Annotated in this window: 23 protein-coding genes; 7 read left to right on the top strand and 16 right to left on the bottom strand. The window is 67.7% G+C overall.

Annotated elements, in window-relative coordinates:
• Positions 1-115 precede the first annotated feature (115 nt).
• Positions 116-355, top strand: coding sequence for a DUF2789 domain-containing protein (locus tag AC3WRR_RS23500; protein ID WP_010810122.1), 240 nt, complete (start codon positions 116-118; stop codon positions 353-355).
• Between the two features lie 6 nt (positions 356-361).
• Here AC3WRR_RS23500 and AC3WRR_RS23495 read toward each other — a convergent pair whose 3' ends face one another.
• The 5 genes from AC3WRR_RS23495 to AC3WRR_RS23475 form a co-directional block, all read right to left on the bottom strand.
• Positions 362-1,585 (bottom strand): cystathionine beta-lyase, encoded by a 1,224-nt coding sequence (locus AC3WRR_RS23495; protein ID WP_010810123.1) that lies wholly within the window; start codon positions 1,583-1,585, stop codon positions 362-364.
• Between the two features lie 166 nt (positions 1,586-1,751).
• Entirely contained in the window at positions 1,752-2,378 is a 627-nt protein-coding gene (locus tag AC3WRR_RS23490) for a hypothetical protein (RefSeq protein ID WP_492298257.1), read from the bottom strand.
• Between the two features lie 8 nt (positions 2,379-2,386).
• Positions 2,387-3,571 carry a beta-ketothiolase BktB gene (bktB, locus tag AC3WRR_RS23485; RefSeq protein WP_011615089.1) on the bottom strand — a complete coding sequence of 395 codons (1,185 nt, stop codon included), beginning with the start codon at positions 3,569-3,571 and terminating at the stop codon, positions 2,387-2,389.
• 91 nt (positions 3,572-3,662) lie between these two features.
• Positions 3,663-5,042, bottom strand: coding sequence for a 30S ribosomal protein S12 methylthiotransferase RimO (gene rimO, locus AC3WRR_RS23480; RefSeq protein ID WP_492298256.1), 1,380 nt, complete (start codon positions 5,040-5,042; stop codon positions 3,663-3,665).
• Positions 5,043-5,176: 134 nt separating this feature from the next.
• Positions 5,177-6,145 (bottom strand): tRNA dihydrouridine synthase, encoded by a 969-nt coding sequence (locus AC3WRR_RS23475; RefSeq protein ID WP_492298254.1) that lies wholly within the window; start codon positions 6,143-6,145, stop codon positions 5,177-5,179.
• A gap of 322 nt (positions 6,146-6,467) precedes the next feature.
• Here AC3WRR_RS23475 and AC3WRR_RS23470 point away from each other — a divergent pair, with 322 nt between their 5' ends.
• Positions 6,468-6,617, top strand: a complete 150-nt coding sequence (locus AC3WRR_RS23470; protein WP_492298252.1) for a type II toxin-antitoxin system RelE/ParE family toxin — start codon at positions 6,468-6,470, stop codon at positions 6,615-6,617.
• Between the two features lie 3 nt (positions 6,618-6,620).
• Entirely contained in the window at positions 6,621-6,911 is a 291-nt protein-coding gene (locus AC3WRR_RS23465) for an addiction module antidote protein (RefSeq protein ID WP_492298250.1), read from the top strand.
• A 56-nt stretch (positions 6,912-6,967) separates the two neighbouring features.
• On the opposite strand, the gene phaR is transcribed toward AC3WRR_RS23465, so the two are convergent.
• The 4 genes from phaR to AC3WRR_RS23445 all read right to left on the bottom strand — a co-directional run bounded on the left by phaR (position 6,968) and on the right by AC3WRR_RS23445 (position 11,806).
• A complete protein-coding gene (phaR, locus tag AC3WRR_RS23460) occupies positions 6,968-7,519 on the bottom strand; it encodes a polyhydroxyalkanoate synthesis repressor PhaR (RefSeq protein WP_010810130.1) in 552 nt (183 codons plus the stop codon).
• 436 nt (positions 7,520-7,955) lie between these two features.
• Complete coding sequence (locus tag AC3WRR_RS23455) at positions 7,956-8,696, bottom strand: 3-ketoacyl-ACP reductase (RefSeq protein WP_010810131.1); 741 nt, start codon at positions 8,694-8,696, stop codon at positions 7,956-7,958.
• Positions 8,697-8,770: 74 nt separating this feature from the next.
• Positions 8,771-9,952 carry an acetyl-CoA C-acetyltransferase gene (locus AC3WRR_RS23450; protein WP_010810132.1) on the bottom strand — a complete coding sequence of 394 codons (1,182 nt, stop codon included), beginning with the start codon at positions 9,950-9,952 and terminating at the stop codon, positions 8,771-8,773.
• An 84-nt stretch (positions 9,953-10,036) separates the two neighbouring features.
• Positions 10,037-11,806 (bottom strand): class I poly(R)-hydroxyalkanoic acid synthase, encoded by a 1,770-nt coding sequence (locus AC3WRR_RS23445; RefSeq protein ID WP_439671582.1) that lies wholly within the window; start codon positions 11,804-11,806, stop codon positions 10,037-10,039.
• A 447-nt stretch (positions 11,807-12,253) separates the two neighbouring features.
• On the opposite strand from AC3WRR_RS23445, the gene AC3WRR_RS23440 reads away from it, so the two are divergent.
• Positions 12,254-12,457, top strand: a complete 204-nt coding sequence (locus AC3WRR_RS23440; RefSeq protein WP_010810134.1) for a hypothetical protein — start codon at positions 12,254-12,256, stop codon at positions 12,455-12,457.
• Between the two features lie 13 nt (positions 12,458-12,470).
• On the opposite strand, the gene pgeF is transcribed toward AC3WRR_RS23440, so the two are convergent.
• Complete coding sequence (pgeF, locus tag AC3WRR_RS23435; RefSeq protein WP_010810135.1) at positions 12,471-13,268, bottom strand: peptidoglycan editing factor PgeF; 798 nt, start codon at positions 13,266-13,268, stop codon at positions 12,471-12,473.
• Positions 13,252-14,508 carry an RluA family pseudouridine synthase gene (locus tag AC3WRR_RS23430; protein WP_041687278.1) on the bottom strand — a complete coding sequence of 419 codons (1,257 nt, stop codon included), beginning with the start codon at positions 14,506-14,508 and terminating at the stop codon, positions 13,252-13,254. Before AC3WRR_RS23430 ends, pgeF begins: the two co-directional genes overlap by 17 nt.
• Before the next feature lie 17 nt (positions 14,509-14,525).
• Here AC3WRR_RS23430 and AC3WRR_RS23425 point away from each other — a divergent pair, with 17 nt between their 5' ends.
• A complete protein-coding gene (locus AC3WRR_RS23425; protein ID WP_011615082.1) occupies positions 14,526-15,356 on the top strand; it encodes an outer membrane protein assembly factor BamD in 831 nt (276 codons plus the stop codon).
• An 80-nt stretch (positions 15,357-15,436) separates the two neighbouring features.
• Here AC3WRR_RS23425 and yoaA read toward each other — a convergent pair whose 3' ends face one another.
• The 3 genes from yoaA to AC3WRR_RS23410 form a co-directional block, all read right to left on the bottom strand.
• Positions 15,437-17,572: a DNA repair helicase YoaA gene (gene yoaA, locus AC3WRR_RS23420; protein ID WP_492298247.1), complete on the bottom strand. Its 2,136-nt coding sequence runs from the start codon at positions 17,570-17,572 to the stop codon at positions 15,437-15,439.
• Positions 17,573-17,642: 70 nt separating this feature from the next.
• Positions 17,643-17,846: a DUF465 domain-containing protein gene (locus AC3WRR_RS23415; RefSeq protein ID WP_010810139.1), complete on the bottom strand. Its 204-nt coding sequence runs from the start codon at positions 17,844-17,846 to the stop codon at positions 17,643-17,645.
• 34 nt (positions 17,847-17,880) lie between these two features.
• Positions 17,881-18,672, bottom strand: coding sequence for a hypothetical protein (locus AC3WRR_RS23410; protein ID WP_011615081.1), 792 nt, complete (start codon positions 18,670-18,672; stop codon positions 17,881-17,883).
• Positions 18,673-18,841: 169 nt separating this feature from the next.
• On the opposite strand from AC3WRR_RS23410, the gene AC3WRR_RS23405 reads away from it, so the two are divergent.
• Positions 18,842-21,196 (top strand): Tex family protein, encoded by a 2,355-nt coding sequence (locus tag AC3WRR_RS23405; protein ID WP_011615080.1) that lies wholly within the window; start codon positions 18,842-18,844, stop codon positions 21,194-21,196.
• A 57-nt stretch (positions 21,197-21,253) separates the two neighbouring features.
• Here AC3WRR_RS23405 and AC3WRR_RS23400 read toward each other — a convergent pair whose 3' ends face one another.
• Positions 21,254-22,609, bottom strand: coding sequence for an ATP-binding protein (locus AC3WRR_RS23400; RefSeq protein ID WP_010810142.1), 1,356 nt, complete (start codon positions 22,607-22,609; stop codon positions 21,254-21,256).
• Entirely contained in the window at positions 22,606-23,277 is a 672-nt protein-coding gene (locus tag AC3WRR_RS23395; RefSeq protein ID WP_037023317.1) for a response regulator, read from the bottom strand. Before AC3WRR_RS23395 ends, AC3WRR_RS23400 begins: the two co-directional genes overlap by 4 nt.
• A 216-nt stretch (positions 23,278-23,493) precedes the next feature.
• Between AC3WRR_RS23395 and AC3WRR_RS23390 the strand changes: the two genes are divergently transcribed.
• Complete coding sequence (locus AC3WRR_RS23390; protein ID WP_439671581.1) at positions 23,494-25,245, top strand: glycosyltransferase family 39 protein; 1,752 nt, start codon at positions 23,494-23,496, stop codon at positions 25,243-25,245.
• Positions 25,246-25,264 lie beyond the last annotated feature (19 nt).

Raw genomic sequence — 25,264 nt, 5'->3', positions numbered from 1 at the left:
GCATGGCGCCCGCACGCAAGAACGGACGCAGCAGCGTCCGTTTTTGTTTCCTGGGCAGCACCAGCCCGGCCCCTGCCCTACACTATCTCAGGCCAACAACATCGAGCCTGCCGCCATGGAATCGACCTTCCACCAGTTTTCCGAACTGTTCGCCCAACTCGGCCTGGCCTCCGACGAAGCCAGCATCCGCAGCTTTATCGGCACGCACGCCCCGCTGCCCGACGATGTCGAGCTGGCCGAGGCACCGTTCTGGACCCCCGCCCAGGCCACGCTGCTGCGCGACGAGCTGCTGGACGACGCCGATTGGGCCGAGGTCGTCGACCAGCTCAATCTCGCCCTGAGACAGCCGGCCTGAGGCCGCTTACGCGGCCAGCGTAGCCTCCAGCGCCTGACGCAGGTCGGCGATCAGGTCGCGCGTGTCTTCCAGGCCGATATAAAGCCGCACCAGTTCGCCGGTATCCTGCCAGCCGGCCGGCGGCCAGGTGCCCGCCGGGCGCATGCCCTGCACGTGGTACGGCACGGCCAGGCTGTGGGCACCGCCCCAGGACCAGCCGATCGCAAACAGCTGCAGCGCCTCGACCAAGGCATCCACCTGCTGGCGTGTATAGCGTGCCCGCAGGATGATGGCAAAGAGCCCGCTGGCACCGGTGAAATCGCGCCGCCAGCTGGCGTGGCCGGGGCAGTCCGGCAGCGCCGGATGCAGCACGCGCGCAACCTCGGGCCGCTGGCGCAGCCACTCCGCCACTTCGCGGGCCGCACGGTCATGCGCGGCCAGGCGCACCGGCAGGCTCGGCAGCCCGCGCAGCACCAGGTGGCAGTCATCGGCGGAAACCCCCCAGCCCATCAGCATGCGGGTGCGCTTGAGGCGGTCATGCAGCGCATCGTCGCAGGTCAGCACCGCGCCCATCAGCACGTCGCTGCCGCCGGACTGGTACTTGGTCAGCGCCTGCACCGAGATGTCGATGCCCTTGTCGAACGGGCGGAAGTAGATGCCGGCAGACCAGGTATTGTCGATCGCGGTCAGCACGCCGTGCGCCCTGGCCGCGGCGACGATGGCGTCGCTGTCGGGCACTTCCATGGTCACCGAACCGGGCGACTCCATCCAGATCAGGCGCGTATTCGGCCGGATCATCGCCGCCATCGCAGCAGCGTCCATCGGGTCGTAGTAGCGCACGGTCACGCCGAATTCGCGTGCCAGCCACTCGCCGTGATCGCGGTTGGGGCCGTAGACGTTGTGCGGCACCAGCACGTCGTCGCCGCTCTTGAGCAGCGCGAAGTAGACCAGCGAGATCGCCGCCAGCCCCGACGGCTGCAGCAGCGTGTGGCGCGCGCCCTCCAGCAGCGCCAGGTGCTGGCACAGCGCCTCGCTGGTGGGCGTGGCGTGCAGGCCATAGCGCCAGTATGTGGTGGCACCGTCGCCATGGGCGCGCAGTTCGGCGAGGTTGCGGAACACCACGGTGGAGCCGCGGTGCGTGGCGGGAGAGAACGAGGCAAAGCCGGGCGCGATCTCCAGCTCGGGCTGGACCGCAACGGTTTGCAGGTAATGGGCGGGCGACGCGGGCTTGTCGGATGGCGAATCGGACACGGCGGTTTCCTTGCTGGCTGCTGGCCGGACACGGCGCGCTGCCCCGGCGGTATCGCCCGGGCAGAAGCGTGGCACGGTCAGGAATGAGACTCGATGAGCCTCCGAGCTTACCAGCAAATGCCGGCCGCGCCACCGGCGTTGGCAACGGCGGACACCAGCAAGCGGCTTACCAGCCGGAAATCGAGGACTTCGGCGGCGGCGGCGCGTAAGTGACGCCGCTGTTGGGCCTCATGTCGAACGGGGGGATCACCAGCACGCCCAGAGGGCGGATAAAGAACGGCAGCACGATGGCCGGGTTGAACGCGTCGGTCCAGGTGCCGCGCACGGCGCCGCTGGCGTCGATGCTGCCTTCCCAGTTGCCCGATACGCGGGTGCCGTCGTCGGACTCCTCCATCAGGAAGGCGCCGTCCTCCCACTCGCCTGCCAGCAGGCGCACACCGGCGCCACGGCCGGCGTATTCGCCACGCACGCTGTCGCGCTCGTCAGGCTTGGGGCCCAGGCGCAGCCGCACCGGCTGGTCGCCGACCTTGCCGACGTAGACCGGCAGCGACGCATATTCCGGCCGCGGCGCCAGGGGCTTTGGCGCGCCAGTGGAAAGCGAGGTGCCGCCGCGCCGGGATTCGCCGTCGCGAATGGCCTGGTTGATGCCCAGGCCTTCGCCGCCGGCTGGCCCGGTGTTAACCGGGCCGGTCGACAGCTCGGTCGCCGGCGCTGCCTGCGCCGTGCCCGCCAGCGTGAGCACGGCGGCCAGGCCGAGCGCGCAGAGGTTCATCGTCAGCGAAGCCAGGCGCAAGGCTAACCTCAGATACGCTCGAAGATGGCGGCAATGCCCTGCCCGCCGCCGATGCACATCGTCACCAGCGCGTAGCGGCCCTGCACGCGGTTCAGCTCATGCAGCGCCTTCACCGTGATCAGGGCACCGGTGGCGCCGATCGGGTGGCCCAGCGAGATGCCCGAGCCGTTCGGGTTAACCTTGGCCGGGTCCAGACCGAGCGCCTTGGTCACGGCGCACGCCTGTGCGGCAAAAGCTTCGTTGGCTTCGATCACGTCCAGGTCCGACACCTGCAGGCCGGCGCGCTCCAGCGCGATCTTCGTCGCCGGCACCGGGCCGATGCCCATGGCCTTCGGGTCCACGCCGGCATGGCCGTACGACACCAGGCGGGCCAGCGGCTTCAGGCCGCGGCGCTCGGCTTCGGCGCGCTCCATCATCACCACCGCGGCGGCGGCGTCGTTCAGGCCCGAGGCATTGCCGGCCGTGACCGTGCCGTTTTCCTTGACGAAGACCGGCCTGAGCTTGGTCATGTCGTCGATGGTGGCGTCATGGCGCACGTGCTCGTCGGTGTCGAAGGTCACGTCGCCCTTGCGGCCCTTGCTCACCACCGGGACGATCTGGTCCTTGAAGTAGCCGGCCTTGATCGCTGCCGAAGCGCGGCGGTGCGATTCCAGCGCGGCCTCGTCCTGCTGCGCGCGCGAGATGTCGTATTCCTTGGCGACATTCTCGGCGGTCACGCCCATGTGGATGCGATGGAAGGGATCGTGCAGCGCACCCAGCATCATGTCGACCAGGCCGGCGTCGCCCATGCGTGCGCCCCAGCGCGCTGCCGGCGCCAGGTACGGTGCGCGGCTCATGCTTTCCGCGCCGCCGCCGATGGCGACGTCGGTATCGCCCAGCAGGATGGTCTGCGCGGCGCTCACAATGGCCTGCAGGCCCGAGCCGCACAGGCGGTTCACGGTCAGCGCGGGGGCGTTGATCGTCACCCCGCCGTTGACGGCCGCGACGCGGCCCAGATACATGTCGCGCGGCTCGGTCTGGATCACGTTGCCGAATACCACGTGGCCGACATCGTCGCCCGACACCTGCGCGCGCGCCAGCGCCTCGCGCACCACCAGTGCGCCCAGCTCCGCCGGTGCCACATCCTTCAGGCTGCCGCCAAAGGTCCCGATCGCGGTACGGACACCGCTTACCACTACCACTTCACGCGTCATGACTTTGTCTCCATGAGGTTATGTTGCACCGCACAGTATAGCGGGACGCGGACGAAATCGAACGAGCGTACTTTTACCTAATCAACCCGTTTCAGACCTCGCCCCACAGGTCGTGGCCATCGGCGCCGGTGATCTTCACGTCGACGAACTCGCCGGCGCGATAGCGCTGGGCGTGGCGTTCCGGCGGCGCGATGTAGACGAGGCCGTCGATTTCCGGCGCATCCGCGGACGAACGGCCGATGCCGCCATCCTGGTTGACCTCGTCCACCAGCACGCGCAGGGTCTGGCCGACCTTGCGCTGCAGGCGGCGCGCCGAGACCTCTTCGGCCACTTCCATGAAGCGGGCGCGGCGTTCCTCGCGCACCTCGTCGGGCAGCGCGCCCGGCAGGTCATTGGCGGTGGCGCCCTCCACCGGCGAGTAGGCGAAGCAGCCGACGCGGTCCAGTTCGGCTTCGGCGATAAAGTCGAGCAGGGTCTGGAACTCCGCCTCGGTCTCGCCCGGGAAGCCGGCGATAAAGGTGCTGCGGATGGTCAGCTCAGGGCAGATCTCGCGCCAGGCGCGGATGCGGTCCATGGTCTTCTCGGCATTGGCCGGGCGCTTCATGCGCTTGAGCACGTCCGGGTGCGCGTGCTGCAGCGGCACATCGAGGTACGGCAGCACATGGCCCTGCGACATCAGCGGGATGATCTCGTCGACGTGCGGGTACGGGTAGACATAATGCAGGCGCACCCAGGCACCGTACTGCGCGGCCAGCTCGCCCAGCGCCCCCACCAGTTCGGTCATGCGGGTCCTGAGCGGACGGCCGTTCCAGAAGCCGGTGCGGTACTTGACGTCGACGCCATAGGCACTGGTGTCCTGCGAGATCACCAGCAGCTCCTTGACGCCGGCCTTGAACAGGTTCTCGGCCTCCAGCATGACCTCGGCCACCGGGCGCGACACCAGGTCGCCGCGCATCGACGGGATGATGCAGAACGAGCAACGGTGGTTGCAGCCCTCGGAGATCTTCAGGTAGGCGTAATGCTTGGGCGTCAGCTTGATGCCGGCGGCCGGCACCAGGTCGGTGAACGGGTCATGCGGCTTGGGCAGGTGCGTGTGCACCGCCTGCATCACCTCGCCCAGCGCATGCGGGCCGGTCACGGCCAGCACCTTGGGGTGCACCGACGACACGATGTCGTGGCCCGCCGCATCCTTCTTCGCACCCAGGCAGCCGGTAACGATGACCTTGCCGTTCTCGGTCAGGGCCTCGCCGATGGCGTCCAGGCTCTCCTGCACGGCCTCGTCGATAAAGCCGCAGGTATTGACCACGACCAGGTCAGCGCCGTCATAGGTGCCGCTGATGGCATAGCCCTCGGCGCGCAGCTGGGTGATGATCTGCTCGGAGTCGACCAGGGCCTTGGGGCAGCCAAGGGAAACGAATCCCACACGCGGACTATGGTCTTTCTGGGTCGTTGATTCTGAAGGGTTTTTCACAGTGCAATCCGAATGTGGGGGCGGGCGCGGCGAATATGCGGGGACAAGGCCGGCAGCCGGTGAGCCAATCGCGCATTTTAACCGTTTGCCATGATTTCTCGGCGCCTGACACCATACATGTGGCCCAGGCTGCGTCATTCCGGCGCGGTCGCGGCTCCCGGCAGGCCTTCCAGGACCCGCTCTATCTCCAGCGAGTCCTGCATGCGCCGGATGGCCGCATGCAGTTCGGCGGCCTGTGGCCAGGTCCGCTTGAGATAGCTGAGCCACAGTTTCACGCGCCCATGCTCATGGCACGACGCGATACGGGCATGCAGCTTTTTCAGGTAGGTGGCGATCTGGCGCAGCACCAGCGGCCACTCCTGGGCCGACGGCGAACCGTCCATCAGCCCGCGAATGCGCAAGGCCAGGAAAGGATCGGACACGGCGCCGCGCCCGATCATCACGTCGGCGCAACCGCTGACGGCCCGGCAACGCTCCCAGTCGGCGACGGTCCAGACATCTCCGTTGGCAATCACCGGCACGTCCACCGCCGCCGCAATGCGCGCGATCCAGTCCCAGTGGGCCGGCGGCCGGTAGCCATGGTCCCGCGTCCGGGCATGCACGACGAGCGAAGCCGCGCCGCCTTCGGCCAGCGCCGTGGCGCAATCAATGGCCAGCGAGGCATCGGAAACGCCCAGCCGCATTTTTGCCGTCACGGCGATATGGGCCGGCACCGCCGCGCGCACGGACGCGACGATCCGGTTCAACAACTCAGGATTCGTCAGCAGCATGGCACCGCCGCCATGCCGGTTGACGACCTTGGCGGGGCAGCCGAAGTTCAGGTCGATGCCATGCGGCGACAAGGTCGCGGCATAGGCCGCATTGCGCGCCAGCCATTCCGGATCGCTGCCGAGCAACTGGATCACCATCGGCGTGCCGCTGCGGGTATAGCCGCCGGCGAGGATTTCGGGCGTATCGCGCTCGTAGACGCGGGCGGGAAGCAACGAACCGGTCACCCGGACGAACTCGGACACACAGCCGTCGTAGCCGCCAGTGTCGGTCAGCACGTCGCGCAAGACGTAGTCGGCAAGCCCTTCCATGGGGGCCAGGAACAGCCGGCTCATGGCGAAGCCTTCATCGAAGCAGAGAGCCGGGCCTTAAGGGGCGGACGAGCATATTGGATAACGGAGGGCATGGGTTTTCGCGCACAAAAGGCGAGTCCACACTGAGCCGCCGCTGGAGAGAGTTGCGTGATTGCGTGCGCCCGGGGACGCAGACCGCGCATTCTACCTGCTTTGCATCAGCACGGTTTTCAGGGATCGGCGATTCTCATACCGTAGCCCACAGGCTACGGTAAGGTATGCTCAGCATCCGGACAACCCAAATTTCCGGGTTCAACGAGGAATTCCGGGGAACGTTAAAGCCCTTGGCGGTGGAGTCAGCGAAATGCGCGTGGACCAGGGCCCGGGCTACCGCATCTACTTTCAGCAACGCGGCCAGGTAATTGTGATCCTGCTCTGCGGAGGCAACAAGTCGACCCAGCACGCTGATATCAAAAGAGCACGCAGTCTGGCGGCCAATCTTGATCTGGAGTGAGCCATGAAGGAACCAACCCGCCCCTGGGACTCCGCCGAGCATCTGAAGAACGATCAGGAGATCGCCGCCTACCTGGATGCCTGCCTGGCCGAGGCCGGCGACGACGATCGATTCATTGCCTACGCACTCGGGGTGGTGGCGCGTGCGCGCGGCATGACGCGACTGGCGCGCGAAACGGGCCTTTCGCGCGAAAGCCTCTACCGCTCGCTGTCAGGCGAAGGCAATCCGGAGTTCGGGACGATCTGGAAGGTGATGCGGGCGCTGGGCATCCGCCTGCATGCGAGCGCTGGCTGAGTGCCAGCCAGCGTGCGGGATATGCGGCGGGTGTAGCGCCCGCCGCTGCCAGTGTCTTACTTCTTGTCCGGCTGGTTGAACGGGAACGTCCCGAACATATTTTTGGCCTGGCTTTGCATCTGCTCCTGCATCTGCACGAACAGGTTCTTGCTCTGCTCGATGTAGTTGCTCATCATGCCCTGCATCATCGGGCCCTGCATGTTCATGAACTGCGACCACATGTCGGGGCTGAAGGTTTCGCCGGAATACAGGCCCTTGGAGTTCTCGGCCAGCTTGTTCTGGATGTCGATGAAGGCCTGGATGTTCTTTTCCAGGTAGGTGCCCATCATGCCCTGCATGGCATGGCCGTAGAAGCGGATGATCTGCGACAGCATCGCGCTGGAGAACATCGGCACGCCGCCCGTTTCTTCTTCCAGGATGATCTGCAGCAAGATGCTGCGGGTCAGTTCGTCACCAGACTTGGCGTCGACGACCTTGAATTCTTCTGAATCCATGACCAGCTGCTTGACGTCGGCCAGGGTGATGTAGGTGCTGGTCTGGGTGTCGTAGAGCCTGCGGTTCGGATACTTTTTGATCAGTCGCTCTGCGCCTTTTTTGGTCGTGGCCATCGGTGCTCTGTCCTTGTGTCATCGCTGTTTGCGCGCTGCTGCACCGCATGGGGTGCAGTGCGCAAATCGGTATCGCCCGCGCCATCTGCTTGTTGTCGTGCCGGCCATCTGGTGGCCCGTTCGCGCATGGCTGCGCGTGGCGGCCTGCAGCCTCGCCCCCGCGAGGGCCGCGCTGCACGAACATGGTGCTGGCTGCGCCGCTGCCCTGATTCTATGCCCAACAAGGCACTAAGAAAAGCGACGGGGCTTAAGGAAAACCCGGTGAATTGGCGCAAAAAGCGAGGAATGCCGCGCGGGCAGAAACGATTCGCGGGCCTTGACGGCCCGCGAAACGGGCGGCGAAACGAAACGCCCGCCGCCTTGTGCGCCGCGCTGGCTGCACCGCAATACGCGGGCGCCAGCGCCGGCTGCCGACTGGTTGAACCAGGCCGGCAGGTCAGCCCATATGCAGGCCGCCGTTGAGCGAGAAGTCGGCGCCGGTCGAGAAACCGGACTCCTCCGACGACAACCAGGCGCAGATCGAGGCGATCTCTTCCGGCAGGCCCAGGCGCTTGACCGGGATCGTCGCGACGATCTTGTCGAGCACGTCCTGGCGGATCGCCTTGACCATGTCGGTGGCGATATAGCCCGGAGAAACCGTGTTGACGGTCACGCCCTTGGTCGCCACTTCCTGCGCCAGCGCCATGGTGAAGCCATGCAGGCCGGCCTTGGCGGTGGAGTAGTTGGTCTGGCCGAACTGGCCCTTCTGCCCGTTCACCGACGAGATGTTGACGATGCGGCCCCAGCCACGGTCGGCCATGCCGTCGATCACCTGCTTGGTGACGTTGAACAGCGAGGTCAGGTTGGTGTCGATCACCGCATCCCAGTCGGCGCGGGTCATCTTGCGGAACACCACGTCGCGGGTGATACCGGCGTTGTTGATCAGCACATCAACCTCGCCGACCTCGGACTTGACCTTGTCGAATGCGGTCTTGGTCGAGTCCCAGTCAGCCACATTGCCTTCCGAGGCAATGAAATCGAAGCCCAGGGCCTTCTGCTGCTCCAGCCACTTTTCGCGGCGCGGCGAGTTGGGGCCGCAACCGGCCACCACACGAAAGCCATCCTTGGCCAGCCGCTGGCAAATGGCGGTTCCGATACCACCCATGCCGCCGGTCACATACGCAATGCGCTGAGTCATGTCCACTCCTTGATTGGCTTCGTTATCGTCGCCGGGTCCGCGCCAACCGCGCGCGGCCCCGGAAAACCCCTTCCTTATTTGCGCTCGACTGCCAGCGCCACGCCCATGCCGCCGCCGATGCACAGCGAGGCCAGGCCCTTCTTCGCGTCACGGCGCTTCATCTCGTGCAGCAGCGTCACCAGGATACGGCAGCCCGACGCGCCGATCGGGTGGCCGATGGCGATGGCGCCGCCGTTCACATTGACCTTGGAGGTGTCCCAGCCCATCTGCTGGTGCACCGCCAGCGCCTGCGCGGCAAAGGCCTCGTTGATCTCCATCAGGTCCAGGTCTTGCGGGGTCCACTCGGCGCGCGACAGGGCGCGCTTGGAGGCCGGCACCGGGCCCATGCCCATCACCTTGGGATCGACACCGGCGTTGGCATAGCTCTTGATCGTGGCCAGCGGGGTCAGGCCCAGTTCCTTGGCCTTGGCCGCCGACATCACCACCACCGCGGCGGCGCCGTCGTTCAGGCCCGAGGCGTTGGCCGCGGTCACCGTGCCGGCCTTGTCGAAGGCGGGCTTGAGGCCGGACATGCTGTCCAGCGTGGCGCCCTGGCGCACGAACTCGTCGGTCTTGAAGGCCACCGGGTCGCCCTTGCGCTGCGGGATCAGCACCGGGACGATCTCTTCGTCAAACTTGCCGGCCTTCTGCGCGGCTTCGGCCTTGTTCTGCGAGCCGACGGCGAACTCATCCTGCGCCTCGCGTGTGATGCCGTATTCCTTGGCCACGTTCTCGGCGGTGATGCCCATGTGGTACTGGTTGTACACGTCCCACAGGCCGTCGACGATCATGGTGTCGACCAGCTTGGCATCGCCCATGCGGAAACCATCGCGCGAGCCCGGCAGCACGTGCGGGGCGGCGCTCATGTTTTCCTGGCCGCCGGCCACCACGATCTCGGCGTCGCCCGCCATGATCGCGTTGGCGGCCAGCATCACGGCCTTCAGGCCCGAGCCGCACACCTTGTTGATGGTCATGGCCGGCACCATCGCCGGCAGGCCGGCCTTGATCGCGGCCTGGCGTGCGGGGTTCTGGCCCGAACCGGCGGTCAGCACCTGGCCCATGATGACTTCGCTCACCTGCTCCGGCTTGACGCCGGCGCGCTCCAGCGCGGCCTTGATGACCACGGCACCCAGTTCCGGTGCCGGGATCTTGGCCAGCGAGCCGCCAAACTTGCCGACCGCGGTGCGGGCGGCGGATACGATGACAACGTCAGTCATTGTGTAGTCCTTTCAATGGAAACGGGAGGGAACCTGCAGGCCTGCCGGCGCCGTGCATGACGCACGCCGGCACTCATGCAAGCGTCATGCCTTGGCTTTGACGTATCGCCCAGGCGCGGGTTCGATTGCGCGATAGCGCGCATTGCCATAGTTGGCGGGCGCGGCGCGTTTCGCGCCGGCCTGCCCGGCCAGCCATGCGGTCCAGTCCGGCCACCAGCTGCCGTGATGCTCGATGGCGCCGGCCAGCCATTGCTGCGGCGACTCCGGCAGCGCATCGTTAGTCCAGTGGCTGCGCTTGTTCTTGGCCGGCGGGTTGATCACACCGGCGATATGGCCCGACGCACCCAGCACGAAGCGCAGCTTGTTCGCCAGCAGCGCGGTCGAGGCATAGGCCGCGGTCCACGGCACGATATGGTCTTCGCGCGAGCCGTAGATATAGGTCGGCACGTCGATGCTGGCCAGGTCCACCGGCACGCCGCACACGGTCAGCTTGCCCGGTACCTTGAGCTCGTTCTGCAGGTAGGTGTGGCGCAGGTACCAGCAGTACCACGGCCCCGGCAGGTTGGTGGCGTCGCCGTTCCAGAACAGCAGGTCGAACGGCACCGGCGTGTTGCCCTTCAGGTAGTTGTCGACCACGTAGTTCCACACCAGGTCGTTCGGGCGCAGGAACGAGAAGGTATTGGCCAGCTCAAGGCCGCGCAGCAGCGCGCACGGCGCGCCGGCGGCGCCGCCCAGCGTGGCCTCGCGCAACTGCACATGGCCCTCGTCGACAAAGACGTCGAGGATGCCGGTGTCGGCAAAGTCCAGCAGCGTGGTCAGCAGCGTGACGCTGGCGGCCGGGTGCTCGCCGCGCGCGGCCAGCACCGCCAGCGCGGTCGAGACAATGGTGCCGCCCACGCAGAAGCCGAGCACGTTGATCTTGTCCTGGCCGCTGATGTCGCGCGCGACTTCGATGGCGCGGATGGCCGCGTGCTCGATGTAGTCGTCCCAGGTGCTGCCGGCCATGCTGGCGTCCGGATTGCGCCACGACACCAGAAACACCGTATGTCCCTGCTCCACCACATGGCGCACCAGCGAGCTCTCCGGCTGCAGGTCCAGGATGTAGTACTTGTTGATGCACGGCGGCACCATCAGCAGCGGGCGCGCGTGCACCTTGTCGGTCAGCGGCTTGTACTGCAACAGCTGGAAGTACTCGTTCTCGAAGACCACGGCGCCTTCGGTCACCGCGACATTGCGGCCGACCTCAAACGCGCTCTCGTCGGTCTGCGAGATCTTGCCGCGTGTCAGGTCTTCCATCATGTTGCGCACGCCGGCACGCAGCGATTCGCCGCCCGACTCGATCAGCAGGCGCTGCGCCTCGGGATTGGTGGCAAGGAAGTTGGCGGGCGACATCGCATCGACCCATTGCGAGATCGCGAAGCGGATGCGCTGGCGGGTCTTGGCATCGGCCTCGACGGCATCGGCCAGCTCGGTCAAGGCGCGCGCATTGAGCAGGTAGAACGCGGCAGCGAAGCGATATGGGAGGTTGGTGCGCCATGCGTCGCCGGCGAAGCGCCGGTCGTGCAGCGGACCGGTGGCCTCGGCCTTGCCCTCGGCCATGGCCTGCCACAGCGCTGAGAAGTCCTTCATGTAGCGCTGCTGGATATCACCCAGCTGCGCCGGCGCGATCTTGACGCCTGCCAGCGCATCCAGGCCCGGAATGCCGGACGCGGCCGCGTGGCCGTTGCCTTCAGTGCCCTGCCACTGGCGGGACCATTCCAGCCATGTGGCTGGATCGAATGGCCCCGGCGTGAACTTGAATGGTTGGGACTTGCCTTCCTGCGTGGAAGCTGCCGCGCCTTTGCCGGTCGCCATGATTTGATTGTCTCTCTGCCGTCACTATTCGAACCGGCTCCGGGCATTGCCCTGGCCGGCACTTTGCATGGGGAGATGCTATCCGAATGGACCCGGCTTGCGCCTCCCCCAAAGCGGGAGGGTCTGCCGGCACATCTGCCCTGGAACTGGCTGGAAGCCCTCGACCGCACCTGCTGCGGCCGTGGCTTGCGTCCATTCCGATAGCGGCTCCCCTTTTATCCGGCAAGCGCGACATCCTCGCATGGAGACGCCATGCGCTATGCTTGCCGGAGAAACCTGGGAATCGTCAGCGATTCCGAGACATTTGAGTCCATTGTTGCCTTGCAACGCACGCGCTGTCAATGCGGGAATCCGCCTCGGCACTGCACGCTTCCCGACCTACCGGACGGTATGCAGCGCTCGCATCTGCCGAGGCCCCAGAGCATAGGCGAGAAGGATGAATTTTTGATGTACATCGTGGCCATTGGCTGGCTCTACGTGGCGCTGATGATGGCGATCACCGAGCACAACGTGGTGGCAGGCGTTGCCACCTTCCTGATGTATGGCATGGCGCCGGTGGCGCTGGTGCTCTACATCATGGGCACGCCCGGCCGCCGCCGACGCAAGGCTGAAGCCGAGCGCGCACAGGCGGCCAGGGGCAAGGACGAGTGAGGCAGCGGCGGGCTCAGTCCGCCAGCCAGACCAGGCTGGCCATGCGGCCGGTCACGCCATCGCGCCGATAGGAGTAGAAGCGACCGGCGTCGGCCACGGTGCAGGCGTCGCCGCCGTAGACCTCGGTACAGCCGGCGCGCGCCAGGCGCGTGCGCGCCAGCGCATAGATGTCGGCAAGGTACTTGCCCGGGGCACCAGGGCGGAAGGCTGCGGCAACCGCGACCTGTTCATCGGCGCGTGCCTGGGCCAGGAAGGCATCGCGCACTTCGGCACCCACCTCGAACGCATCGGGGCCGATGGCCGGGCCCAGCCATGCCAGCCAGCGCGCGGCACCGGCAGCGGCCTGCATCCGTGACAGCGTGGCTTCGATCACGCCGCTGCACAGGCCGCGCCAGCCCGCATGCGCGGCGCCCACCACCGTCCCCTGCGCATCGCATAGCAGCACCGGCAGGCAATCCGCCGTCATCACGGCGCAGACGTGGCCGGGTACCACCGCCAGGCTCGCGTCGGCCTGGGGCACGGGCGCGCCCGGGGCCGCCACATGGTCGACCGTGGCGACCGCGCAGCCATGCACCTGCTCCAGCCATTGCGGCATCGACGGCAGGCAGGCGGCCAGCCGCGCGCGGTTGCGCGCCACGTCGGCGGCGTCGTCGCCAACGTGGGTGCCCAGGTTCAGGCCGCCGGGGGCGCCGCCGGCAAGCCCGTACGGGCCCTTGCTGACACCGCCCTGGCGCGTGGTTGACAACGCGCGCACACGCGCCGGCGCGGGCCAGTCAGGGACCAGCCAGGCGCGATCAGGCGCTGCGCTCATCGTCATCGTCGTCCTCGTCATCACCAGCGTATTCCCAGTGGGCCTCGCCGCCTTCCCAGACTTCGTCCCAGCCTTCTTCATCCTCGTCGGCCTGCGCGCTTTCAAAATCCAGCGCATCGATCAGCGCCTGCAGGTCTTGCGGCGGCTGCGCGGTCCACGACATGCGCTTGCCGGTGGCCGGATGCACCAGGCCGAGCTGGTACGCATGCAGCGCCTGGCGCTCATACGGCACCGGCAGCGGTGCGCGGACCGCCGGGCGCTGCCCGCGCTGCGTGGCGCGGAAGTAGGCCGGGTCGCCCACCAGCGGGTGGCCGATCGACTCGAAATGCACGCGGATCTGGTGCGTGCGGCCGGTCTCCAGCTTGCACATCACCATCGACACGAAGCCCCGCCCCAGCGGCACCGTGGCCAGCGTGCGGAAATGCGTGCGCGACGGCTTGCCGCTGGCGGTATGCACGACCGCCATGCGCGTGCGCTCGCGCGGGTCGCGGCCGATGGGCGCGTCGATGGTGCCCTCGTCATAGGTGCGGCCCCACACCAGCGCGATATAGGTGCGCTTGACCGTGCGCGCCTGCAGCTGGCGCACCAGGTCGGTCTGCGCGGTCAGCGAGCGCGCCACCACCATCAGGCCGGAGGTTTCCTTGTCGAGCCGGTGCACGATGCCCGCGCGCGGCAGCAACGCTGCGCCGGGGTCGCGGTGCAGCAACCCGTTGAGCACGGTGCCGCTCCAGTTACCGGCAGCCGGATGCACCACCAGCCCGGCGGGCTTGTTGATCACCAGCAGGGTGTCGTCTTCATAGACCACGTCCAGCGGCACGTCCTCGGGCGAGAAAGCGGACGATTCCGGTGCGGCCTGCGGCTGGATTTCGATGCGGTTGCCCATCTGCACGGCGTCGCGCGGACGGCGCACGTGGCCGTCGACACGCACCGCGCCGCTTTCGATCCACTGCTGCAGGCGGCTGCGTGAAAACTCGCTGAAGTGACGCGCGAGCAATTTATCGAGCCGCTCGCCATGCGAGGCGCTGTCCACCTCCAGCGACAGGGTCACGGCCGGCTCGGCAGCCGCCGCGCCGCCGGGCGGCACCTCGGCAAGGTCTTCAAATTCCTCTGGATGGGCCTCGAAATCGGCCACGGACGCGGCTGCGCGCACCCGTTCTGGTGGAAGTCCTCCCACGCCAGCTCCTGCTTCGGGGTTGGGCTGGGGGCTTGGGCTATAATGCTTGACGCTATTTTTCTTCATCCGGGATACGATTGCCCATGCAATTGCAGAGCATGAAACGCGCGCGCTGGCGCACGACAATTGGAGCGGTTCTGCTCGCAGGCGGCTGCGTCATGCTGTCTGCATGCGGCCTGCTGGCGGACCAACCCGACGAGACCGCAGGCTGGTCGGCCAACAAATTATATTCGGAAGCCAAGGATGCGCTGGATGGCGGCGACTACACGCGTGCCGTCAAGCTGTATGAAAAGCTCGAAGGCCGCTATCCGTTTGGGCGCTATGCACAGCAGGCCCAGATCGATACCGCCTACGCAAACTACAAGGATGGTGAAACGGCAGCAGCCCTGGCCGCGGTGGACCGCTTCATCCAGCTGCACCCGAACCATCCCAATATCGATTACGCCTACTACCTCAAGGGCCTGATCAACTTCAACGACAACCTGGGCTGGCTGGGCCGCTTCTCGGGCCAGGACCTGAGCGAGCGCGACCCCAAGGCCGCGCGCGCCGCCTATGACGCGTTCAATACGCTGATCACGCGCTACCCGGAAAGCAAGTACACCCCCGACGCCACGCTGCGCATGCAGTACATCGTCAACTCGCTGGCCCAGCACGAAGTGCACGCCGCGCGCTACTACTACCGGCGCGGCGCATACCTCGCCGCCGTCAACCGCGCCCAGCAGGCGCTGAAGGACTATGACGGCGCTCCGGCCAACGAAGAAGCGCTGTACATCATGGTCCGTTCATATGACGCGATGGGAATGAAGGACCTGCGCGACGACACCGCACGCGTGATGGAGCGCAATTTCCCGGACAGCGATTTCATCAAGTACGGCGCGCGCCGCAAGGACAAGTCCTGGTGGGAAGTGTTCTGACGCCGGCTGGCCAGAGGCCATAAAAAAACGGGACGTATCCTCCGATACGTCCCGTTTTTCTTTTTCCGGCACCTGTGCGATCAGTCCGCTGCCGCGGCCTCCTTGCCAGGACCGCGCAGCGACTCCAGGAACCGCACCACCGTCGCCGCCTCACGCGTGCGCGTGAACGGCGGCAGGCTTTGCCAGATCTGACGGCCATAGGGCTTCTCGACCAGCCGCGTATCGAAGATCGCCAGCACGCCGCGGTCCGATTCCGAGCGGATCAGCCGCCCTGCCCCCTGCTTGAGCGTGATCACCGCATGCGGCAGCTGGTGCACGGCAAACGGGCTCAGGCCCTTCTTCTGCAGCACTTCCATGCGCGCGGCCAGCACCGGGTCGTCGGGCGGCGCGAACGGCAGCTTGTCGATGATCACCAGCGACAGCGCCTCGCCGCGCACATCCACGCCCTCCCAGAAGCTCTGGCTTCCGACCAGCACCGCGTTGCCCAGCTCGCGGAAGCGGTCCAGCAATTCGGTGCGGCTGACCTGGCCCTGCACCAGCAGCGGCAGGTTCAGGCCGCGCTCGGCAAACGCGTCATAAAGCAGGTCCGAGGCACGCTGCACGGCGCGCAGCGTGGTGCACAGCAGGAAGGTGCGTCCGCCGGCGGCCTCGATCAGCGGCAATGCCGCCTGCACCACCGCGTCGGTGAACTGCGGCGACTGCGGCTGCGGCATATCGCGCGGCACGTAGAGCAGCCCCTGCTTCGCGTAATCGAACGGGCTGGGCAGCGTCAGCGAGCGGTCCTTGTCGAGCCCCAGCTGCGCCGCGTAGTGGGTGAAATTCCCCTTCACCGACAGCGTCGCCGAGGTGAAAACCCAGGCGCGCGGCTGGCCGTCGCGCTGGCGCGTGAAGATCGGCGCGATCGACAGCGGCGTGCGGTGCAACTGCACAGTATGCGAGAACACCTCGACCCAGCGCACGGTTTCAGGGCCGGCAGGCAGCGCCGGCGCGGCTTCGCCGTCGCCCTCGGTCGGCTGCGGTGCCGGCGCGGGCGCGGCATCGGCGCGCCACGCGGCCAGCTTGTTGGCCAGCTCCAGCGCGCGGCGGTGGCATTGCTGCAGCGATTCGGCACGCTCGGCCTGGCTTTCGAGCATCTCGACGAAGTCTGACAGGGCTTCGTCCAGCGCATCGAGCGTTTCGTTGAAAGGCTCGGCGATACGGCGGTCGGCCTCGATCTGGCCCAGCGCCAGCCGCGCATTGTCCTTGCTGAAGGCCAGGCGCAGGTCGCGCGCGGCGCGCTCCAGCGGCGCGGCCAGCGCAACCCAGTCCACCGCATCGCGCGCGTGCGACAGGCCTTCGGCCACGGTATCGCGGGCGATTTCCAGCAGCTGGCTGGTGGACAGCGTCTCGCCGAAGAACAGCGTGGCGGTCTCGGGCAGCTGGTGGGCTTCGTCGAAGATCACGGTGTTGGCGGCCGGCAGCAGTTCCGCCATGCCGGTGTCGCGCAGCACCACGTCGGCAAAGAACAGGTGATGGTTGACCACCACCACGTCGGCCTGCTGCGCTTCCTTGCGCGCGCGCATCACAAAGCATTCCTTGTAATGCGGGCATTCCGATCCCAGGCAGTTGTCGCGCGTGGAGGTCACCATCTGCCATACCGGCGCGTTCTCGGGAACGGACGCCAGCTCGGCCTTGTCGCCGGTGGAGGTTTCCTTGATGAAGCGGCCGATGTCGCGCAGCCACGCCGCATCCTGGCGCGACGCCAGGCGGCCGTTGGCCTGAGCGCGTTCCAGGTGGTAGTGGCAGACGTAGTTGGCGCGGCCCTTGAGCAGCGCCACCGAGACCGGCACGTTCAGCGCATGGCGCACCGTGGGGATGTCGCGCAGGAAGAGCTGGTCCTGCAGGTTCTTGGTGCCGGTCGACAGGATCACCTTGCCGCCCCACAGCATCGCCGGCACCAGGTAGGCGTAGGTCTTGCCGGTGCCGGTGCCCGCTTCGACGATGACGGAATCGTTCTGCACGATCGCGTCGGCGACGGCCTCGGCCATCTTGTGCTGCGAGGCGCGCGGCCGGTAGCCGGGAATCGCCTGGGCCAGCGTGCCGGTATCGGCAAAGATGGTGGCCAGTTCCGCGCCGCGGCTGGCGTCGTCGTCGGCGGGCGCGGCAGGCGCGGGCGACCCGGCGTCGGTCAGGCTGACGGCTTCGGACGGCTCAGGAGAATCTGGAAGATCGGACAAGGCAGGGGGAGATGTTGTATGGGCCGCCGGACAGCGCCGGCGGCGATCGGCAAGCCTGGCGCGAATGCGCTCAGGCCGGCACGTCGGGTTCGAGCTGCAGCTGCAGCAGCGTGATGGCGTCCTTCAGCTTGAGGCGGCGCTTCTTCAGCCGGCGCAGCTGCAGTTCGTCATGGACGGCATCGTTGGCAAGGCGGTCGATCAGGAAATCCAGGTCGCGGTGCTCGATCTGCAACTCCATGATGCGCCGCTCCAGGGTATTCAGGTTGCTGTCCATCTATGCCTCCGCTGCGCAGTCACGGTGCCGGACCTCAAAAGCCGAACGGGCGCGGCGCCGATGCCTGCCCCTGTTGCTCCTTCGCCTTGGCGCGGCGCTCTTCCAGCTCCTTCTGGCGCCGTTCGAGGTCGCGCTGCTTGGCCTCGTATGCCTTGACATTCTCCTGCCGCTGGCGGGCCTGCTCGGCGCCCTTCTGCTGGGCCTCCTGCATGCGGGCATCGAAGTCAGACTGCTTCTTTTCGTACGCCTGCGCATTGGCGGCACGCTGCGGCGCCTCGCCCTGGCGCTGCGCCTCGCGCAGCTGCTGTTCCTGCTGCTTCTTCTGGAAGGCCTCGCGGCTGGACTGCTCGCTGGCCGAGCGCTTCGGCTGGCTGGCCTCGAACTCGGCGCGGCGCAGCGCCTGTTCGCGGTCGCGCTCGGCGGCGCGGTAGGCGCGTTCGGCCTCGCCTACCTCCAGTTCGCGCTTGCGCAGCACCTGCAGCTCCTCGCGCTGGACTTCCTTGGCGCTGTTGATGCAGTGGTTGACAAAGAACTTGCCGTAGCACTCGCGCTCGGCGGCCGCAAAGCGGTAGTTGGTCCAGGCGCGCGAATCCTCGACGGCCTTGCGTTCGGCGGCAAAGTCGCGCTGGCCGTTGGCGGCGGGTGGCGCCGCGGGCGCGGAAGTCTGGGCGCGCGCCTCGCGCAGCGGCATCAGCACGGCGCATGCAGCCACGGCCAGTGCAGCCAGGCGGCCGAAGCGGAACAGGGAAGTTTCAGGCACGTTGGCGAAGGTTGGCATGGCCAGGATGGTGGCCTTGGCGGCGGCCGGGCGGGACTTGACGGTCATGACCGGATTCTAGCATCCGGGCCGGGCACCGGCCTGCCCTGCCGGGCCGTTGCGGACGTGCGCGGGACGCCGCCCGCCCCGCACCCGCTGCGCGCCCTGGCGAATCCCTTGCGCGCTTGTGGCAAAATGCCCCGCTTTCGACTGACTGCGTTTCTCGCCGCGCTCTCCGATGTCCAACCTGCCCGCATCCGTCTCGCAAAAGATCGTCTCGCTCATCGCGGCTGAACTGTCCGTGCAGCCCCGCCAGGTGGCCGCGGCCGTGGCGCTGCTCGACGAAGGCGCCACCGTGCCCTTCATCGCCCGCTACCGCAAGGAAGTGACCGGCAACCTCGATGACACGCAGCTGCGCAACCTGGAAGAGCGCCTGCTGTACCTGCGCGACATGGAAGACCGCCGCGCTGCCATCCTCGCGTCGATCCAGGAGCAAGGCAAGCTGACGCCCGAGCTGCAGGCCGCCATCGAGGCCGCCGAAACCAAGCAGGCGCTCGAAGACCTCTACCTTCCCTACAAGCCCAAGCGCCGCACCCGCGCCCAGATCGCGCGCGAATGCGGGCTGGAGCCGCTGGCGCTGGCACTGCTGGCCGATCCCACGCTGGATCCGCAGGCCGAGGCCGCCAGGTACGTCAACGGCAACCCGACCGCCGACGGCGGCGTGCCTGACGTCAAGGCCGCGCTGGACGGCGCGCGCGACATCCTGTCCGAGCAGTTCGGCGAGACTGCGGAACTGCTGGGCAAGCTGCGCGAGCACCTGTGGACCAACGGCGTGGTGTCCTCCACCGTGATGGAAGGCAAGGAAACCGCCGAGGAAGAGAAGTTCCGCGACTACTACGCCTACAGCGAGACCATCCGCACGGTGCCGTCGCACCGCGCGCTGGCGCTGTTCCGCGGCCGCAACGCGGGCGTGCTGATGGTCAAGCTGGGCCTGGGCGAGGAACAGGACGCGATGGTGCCGCACCCGTGCGAAGGCATGATCGCGCGCCATGTCGGCATCCAGCAGTTGGGCCGCCCGGCCGACAAGTGGCTGGGCGACGTATGCCGCTGGTGCTGGCGCGTCAAGGTGCAGCCCCACCTGGAAACCGAACTGCTGACACAGCTGCGCGAAACTGCGGAGAACGAAGCCATCAAGGTGTTCGGCCGCAACCTGCATGAGCTGCTGCTGGCCGCGCCGGCCGGGCCCAAGTCGGTGATGGGCGTCGACCCGGGCATCCGCACCGGCTGCAAGATCGCCGTGGTGGACAGCACCGGCAAGCTGCTGGACACCGCCACCATCTACCCGCACGAGCCGCGCCGCGACTGGAACGGCTCGCTCGCCACGCTGGCGCGCCTGGCAAGGCAGCACAATGTGGCGCTGGTGTCGATCGGCAACGGCACCGCCAGCCGCGAAACCGACAAGCTGGTGCAGGACCTGATGAAGCAGATGCCCGAGCTGAAGCTGACCAAGATCGTGGTCAGCGAGGCCGGCGCTTCGGTGTATTCGGCGTCGGAACTGGCCGCCAAGGAATTCCCGGACCTGGACGTGTCGTTGCGCGGCGCGGTGTCGATTGCCCGCCGGCTGCAGGATCCGCTGGCCGAACTGGTCAAGATCGATCCCAAGTCGATCGGCGTGGGCCAGTACCAGCATGACGTCAACCAGCGCGAGCTGGCGCGGGCGCTGGACGCCGTGGTCGAAGACTGCGTCAACGCCGTGGGCGTGGACGTCAATACCGCCTCGGCGCCGCTGCTGGCGCGCGTGTCGGGCCTGAACACGGTGCTGGCGCGCAATATCGTCGAGTTCCGCGACGCCAATGGCGCCTTCCCCAACCGTAACGCGCTGAAGCAGGTGCCGCGCCTGGGCGACAAGACCTTCGAGCAGGCCGCCGGCTTCCTGCGCATCAACGACGGCGACAATCCGCTGGACCGCTCCTCGGTGCACCCGGAAGCGTATCCGGTGGTGCAGCGCATCCTGGAACACGTCAAGAAGGGCCTGCGCGACGTGATGGGCAACCGCGACGCGCTGCGCGGGCTGTCGCCGACGCAGTTCACCGACGACTCCTTCGGCCTGCCGACCGTGCGCGACATCCTGTCCGAGCTGGAAAAGCCGGGCCGTGACCCGCGCCCCGAGTTCAAGACCGCAACCTTCCAGGAAGGCGTGGAAGACGTGAAGGACCTGCAGCCCGGCATGGTGCTGGAAGGCGTGGTCACCAACGTGGCAGCCTTCGGTGCGTTTGTCGATATCGGCGTGCACCAGGACGGCCTGGTCCACATCTCGGCACTGTCCAGCAAGTTCGTCAAGGACGCGCATGAGGTGGTCAAGGCCGGCCAGATCGTCAAGGTCAAGGTGATGGAGGTCGACGTCAAGCGCAACCGCATCGGCCTGTCGATGCGCCTGGACGACGAGCCAGGCCAGGCCGCGGCGCGTGCCGGCGGCGACCGTGGTGACCGCGGCGGCCAACGCAACGGCGGCGGCAAGGGCTTCAACGGCGGCCGCCGCGAGGCGGAACCGGCCAGCGCCATGGCCGCGGCCTTCGCCAAGCTCAAGCGCTAGCCCGCAAGCCGATGGCATGACGCCCCGCACGGGCGACCGTGCGGGGCGTCGTCGTTTTCAGCCGCCGTGCGCGATCCGAACGGCCAGGCCCTTGCCGGCGCCATCGGTGCGGTTGGCGAACGCAATCTCCAGCCCATGCAGCCGCGCCACGCGCTGCGCGATCGAAATGCCGAGGCCGTGGCCCTGCTCGCGCTGCCCCGATCCGCCACGGAAGAAGCGATCGCCCAGCCGCGCCAGCACGTCAGGCGCGACGCCCGGGCCCTGGTCGAGCACCGTGACGCTGTCGGGCCGGAAATCGATGGTCACCAGCGCGCCCGGCGGGCTGTAGCGGATGGCGTTGTCGAGCAGGTTGCGCAGCAGCAGCGACAGCAGGTTGGCGTCACCCGCCACCGGCAATGGCGCCTGCCCTTCCGGGGGCCACTCCAGCTCGACGTCGACCTGCTTCCGCTGCGCCAGAGCCAGGCAGTCCGACAGCGCCTGCTGCGCCACCGGGATCCAGTTGACCGGCTGGCGTGACGGCAGGCCGGCAGCATCTTCCAGCCGGCTCAGCGTCAGCAGCTGCGACACCAGCCGGCTGATGCGGTCGATGCCGGTGGCCACGTTGGCGCGTGCCTGCGCGCGCTCGGCGTCATCGGCCGAACGCTCGGCGATTTCCCACTGCGCCTTCAGCGCGGCCAACGGCGTGCGCATCTCATGGGCAGCATCGGCGGTGAGGCGCCGTTCATGCTCGATCGAATCCGACACGCGCGCCAGCAGGCGGTTCATGGCGTGCACCAGCGGCACCAGTTCGCCCGGCACTGCCTGCAGGCTGAGCGGCCGGCGGTCTTGGGGGGCGCGGCCTTCAATATCGGTCGACAACGCGCGCACCGGCGCCATCGCGCGCCGCATGAACCAGATCAACAGGCCGATCAGCACCGGCAGGCCTGCGGCCCACGGCAGCACCTGCGCGGCGATATAGGACAGGATCAGCTCATTGCGCTCGGCCAGTTGCTGGCCCACGCAGACGCGCCAGCCCGTGTCGGGATCATCGAGGTAGTAAAGCCGCCAGGACTGCTTGTCGATGGTGACGTCGGTAAAGCCCTTCACTCCTGGCGCACGCGGCAGCAGGTCGCCCTCGGGATCGATATGCAAGGGCTTGCCGTCCGGCAGCCAGGCGGCGATGGCGAGATCGCCCAGGCCCGCATCGCCCTGGTCGCCCTCGACCAGCTCTGGCAGCCGGGTGCGCGACGGCGCCGCGGCGACATCCACCAGCGGCACCACCGAATGCATCTGCAGCGCCATGCGCACCATGTCGGTGTCATAGAGTTCATTGATCTCGTGCCGGGCGCGCACGTAGGTCATGCCGATGGTCAGCAGCCACACCACCGGCGCGGCGATCAGCACCGCAAGGATGAGCCGGCGCTGCAACGTCATGTGCAATCCTCGGCCGCGCCCAGCGTGTAGCCGGCGCCGCGGAAGGTGCGCACGATCTTCGGATGGATCTTGCGGCGCAGGTGGTGGATATGGACTTCCAGCGCGTTGCTTTCAACGCCGCCCTGCCAGTCATAGAGCTTGTCGCGCAGGAAGTCGCGCGTCAGCAGCCGGTTGGGGTGCGCCAGCAGCAGCTCCAGCAGCATGGCTTCGCGGCTGGTCAGCTCCAGGGGCTTGCCCTGCCAGTACGCCTGGCGCGCGGCCGGATGGAATTCCAGCGCGCCGTGCTTCCACACTGGAGACGACAGGCCCGCGGCGCGGCGGGTCACGGCACGCAGCCGGGCCGCCAGCTCATCGAGCGCGATCGGCTTGACCAGGTAGTCGTCGGCACCGGCGTCAAGGCCGCCGATGCGGCTGTCGATCGCATCGCGCGCGGTCAGCACGATCACCGGGATGCGGCTGCCGCGCGCACGCCAGCGCGCGAGCAGCGACATGCCGTCTTCCCCTGGCAGGCCCAGGTCCAGCACCACGGCATCGTAGTGGACCACGCCGAGCGCATGGTCGGCTTCGGTGCCGGTGCTGAACCAGTCGACCGCATAGTCGAGCAGCTGCAGGCCGCGCCGCAGCCCGTCACCCAGCATCGGGTCGTCTTCAACAATAAGGATTCTCATTTTCTCGGGTGACCCGGACGTATCACGGTATTGTGTGCGCCCCGCCTTAATGTGCCATTAAGGTTCGCGAACTATCCTGCGCTCACTTTGCAGGCGCCCCGCTGTTCAACGCGGCGCGGGCCGTCAGCGTGGACATGGCCTTGCCGCCGAGCGCCTGCACGCCGCCACGCGCGCCACCACCCACCCTTCCCTTTCACGCCGAGCCGTTTGCGCATCATGCACCGTTCCGACCGCCTCGCCGCCGAGCCTGGGCTCATCAGCGCCCGGCCCGCCGCGCCGTGGCATGCCACGCGGCTGGCGGGCGTGCCCGCGGTGACGCTCGGGCTGGTGGTGCTGGCGTTCGCGCTGCTTTGGTTCGGCACGCTGGGCGTGCGCCACCTGCTCGGGCCCGACGAGGGCCGCTATGCCGAGATCGCCCGCGAGATGCTGAGCACGGGCGACTGGGTCACGATCCGCTACAACGGGCTGAAGTACTTCGAGAAGCCGCCGTTCCATATGTGGGCCACGGCGGTGTCGTACGCGCTGTTCGGCATCGGCGACTGGCAGGCGCGGCTGTGCGTGGCGCTGGCCGGCATCGCCGGGCTGGGAATATCGATGCTGGCCGCCGCGCGCTGGTTCGGCGCGCGTGCGGGCTTGCTGGCCGGACTGGTGCTGGCAAGCGCGCCCATGTGGAACCTCGCCGCGCACTTCAATACGCTGGACATGACGCTGTCCGGCAGCATGGCCTGCGTGCTCGCGTGCATGCTGCTGGCCCAGCATCCGCACGCCACGGCGCCGGCACGCCGCCGCTGGATGCTGGCGTGCTGGGCGGCCATGGGCGTGGCGGTGCTGACCAAGGGGCTGGTCGGGCTGGCGCTGCCGGGACTGGTGCTGGTGGTGTACACCTGCGTGACGCGCGACCTCGCACGGTGGCGCCGCCTGCATGCGCCGGCCGGCATCGCCCTGATGCTGCTGGTGGCGATGCCTTGGTACTGGCTGGTGGCGCGGCGCAATCCGGAATTCCTGCGCTTTTTCTTTATCCACGAGCACTGGCAGCGATACACCTCGACCGTGCATGCGCGCAAGGGCGGGCTGTGGTACTTCGTGCCGCTGCTGGTGGGCGGCTTCCTGCCGTGGCTCGGGCTGGTTCCCGGCATGGTCCGCGCGGTCGGGCAGCGTACCGGCGTGGTTGCCGCGGGTGGGTCCAGGCCGTTCCAGCCTGCGCTGATGGCAGGGCTGTGGGCGGTGTCGATCTTCGTGTTCTTCAGCCTGTCGGGCTCGAAGCTGCCCGGCTACATCCTGCCGCTGTTTCCCGCACTGGCGATCCTGGCGGGCGCAGCGCTGGCGCGGACCGGTGACCAACCGTGGCGCAGGCAGCTGTGCGCCATGCTGGCGGTGGGCGCGATCGGCCTGCTGGCAAGCCCGGTCGTGGCCACGCTGGATTCCAACAACACCCCCAACGCGCTGTACCGCGCGTATGCCGCATGGGTGGCGCTGGCATTCGCGCTGGTGATTATCAGCGCCGCCATCGGGCTGTGGCTGCTGCGGCGGCATGGCCGCCTGGCCAGCATCACGGCCTATGCATTCGGCATGCTGCTGGCGTTCTCCACGGCATTGCTGGGCCATGAAGCGATCGGCCGCTCCGCCTCGGGCATCGACATGGTGGCGCCGATCGAACGCGTGCTGCGCCCCGGCATGCCGCTCTACGGCGTCGGCATGCTCGACCATACCCTGCCCTTCTACCTGCGCCATCCGCTCACCATGGTGGCGCAGGCCGACGAGCTCGCGTTCGGCGCCGGACAGGAGCCGCAGAAGTGGCTGCCGACCCTCGATGACTTCGTCGATGCCTGGCAGCATGGCCCGCGTGCCATCGCGCTGCTCTCGCCGCAGGCATTCTCTGAACTGAGCGCGCGCGTGCCGATGCATGTCGTCGCGCGCGACTGGCGGCGCGTGGCCGTCGCCAACTTCCCCCTCGCCGGCGCGCGCTAGCCGCGCCCGCGCCACCCGC

Source organism: Cupriavidus sp. FW305-3-2-15-C-LB2, assembly GCF_058787575.1.
Note: the sequence above shows the minus strand (reverse complement) of the source record. Positions and strands in the feature narration are given on the sequence as shown.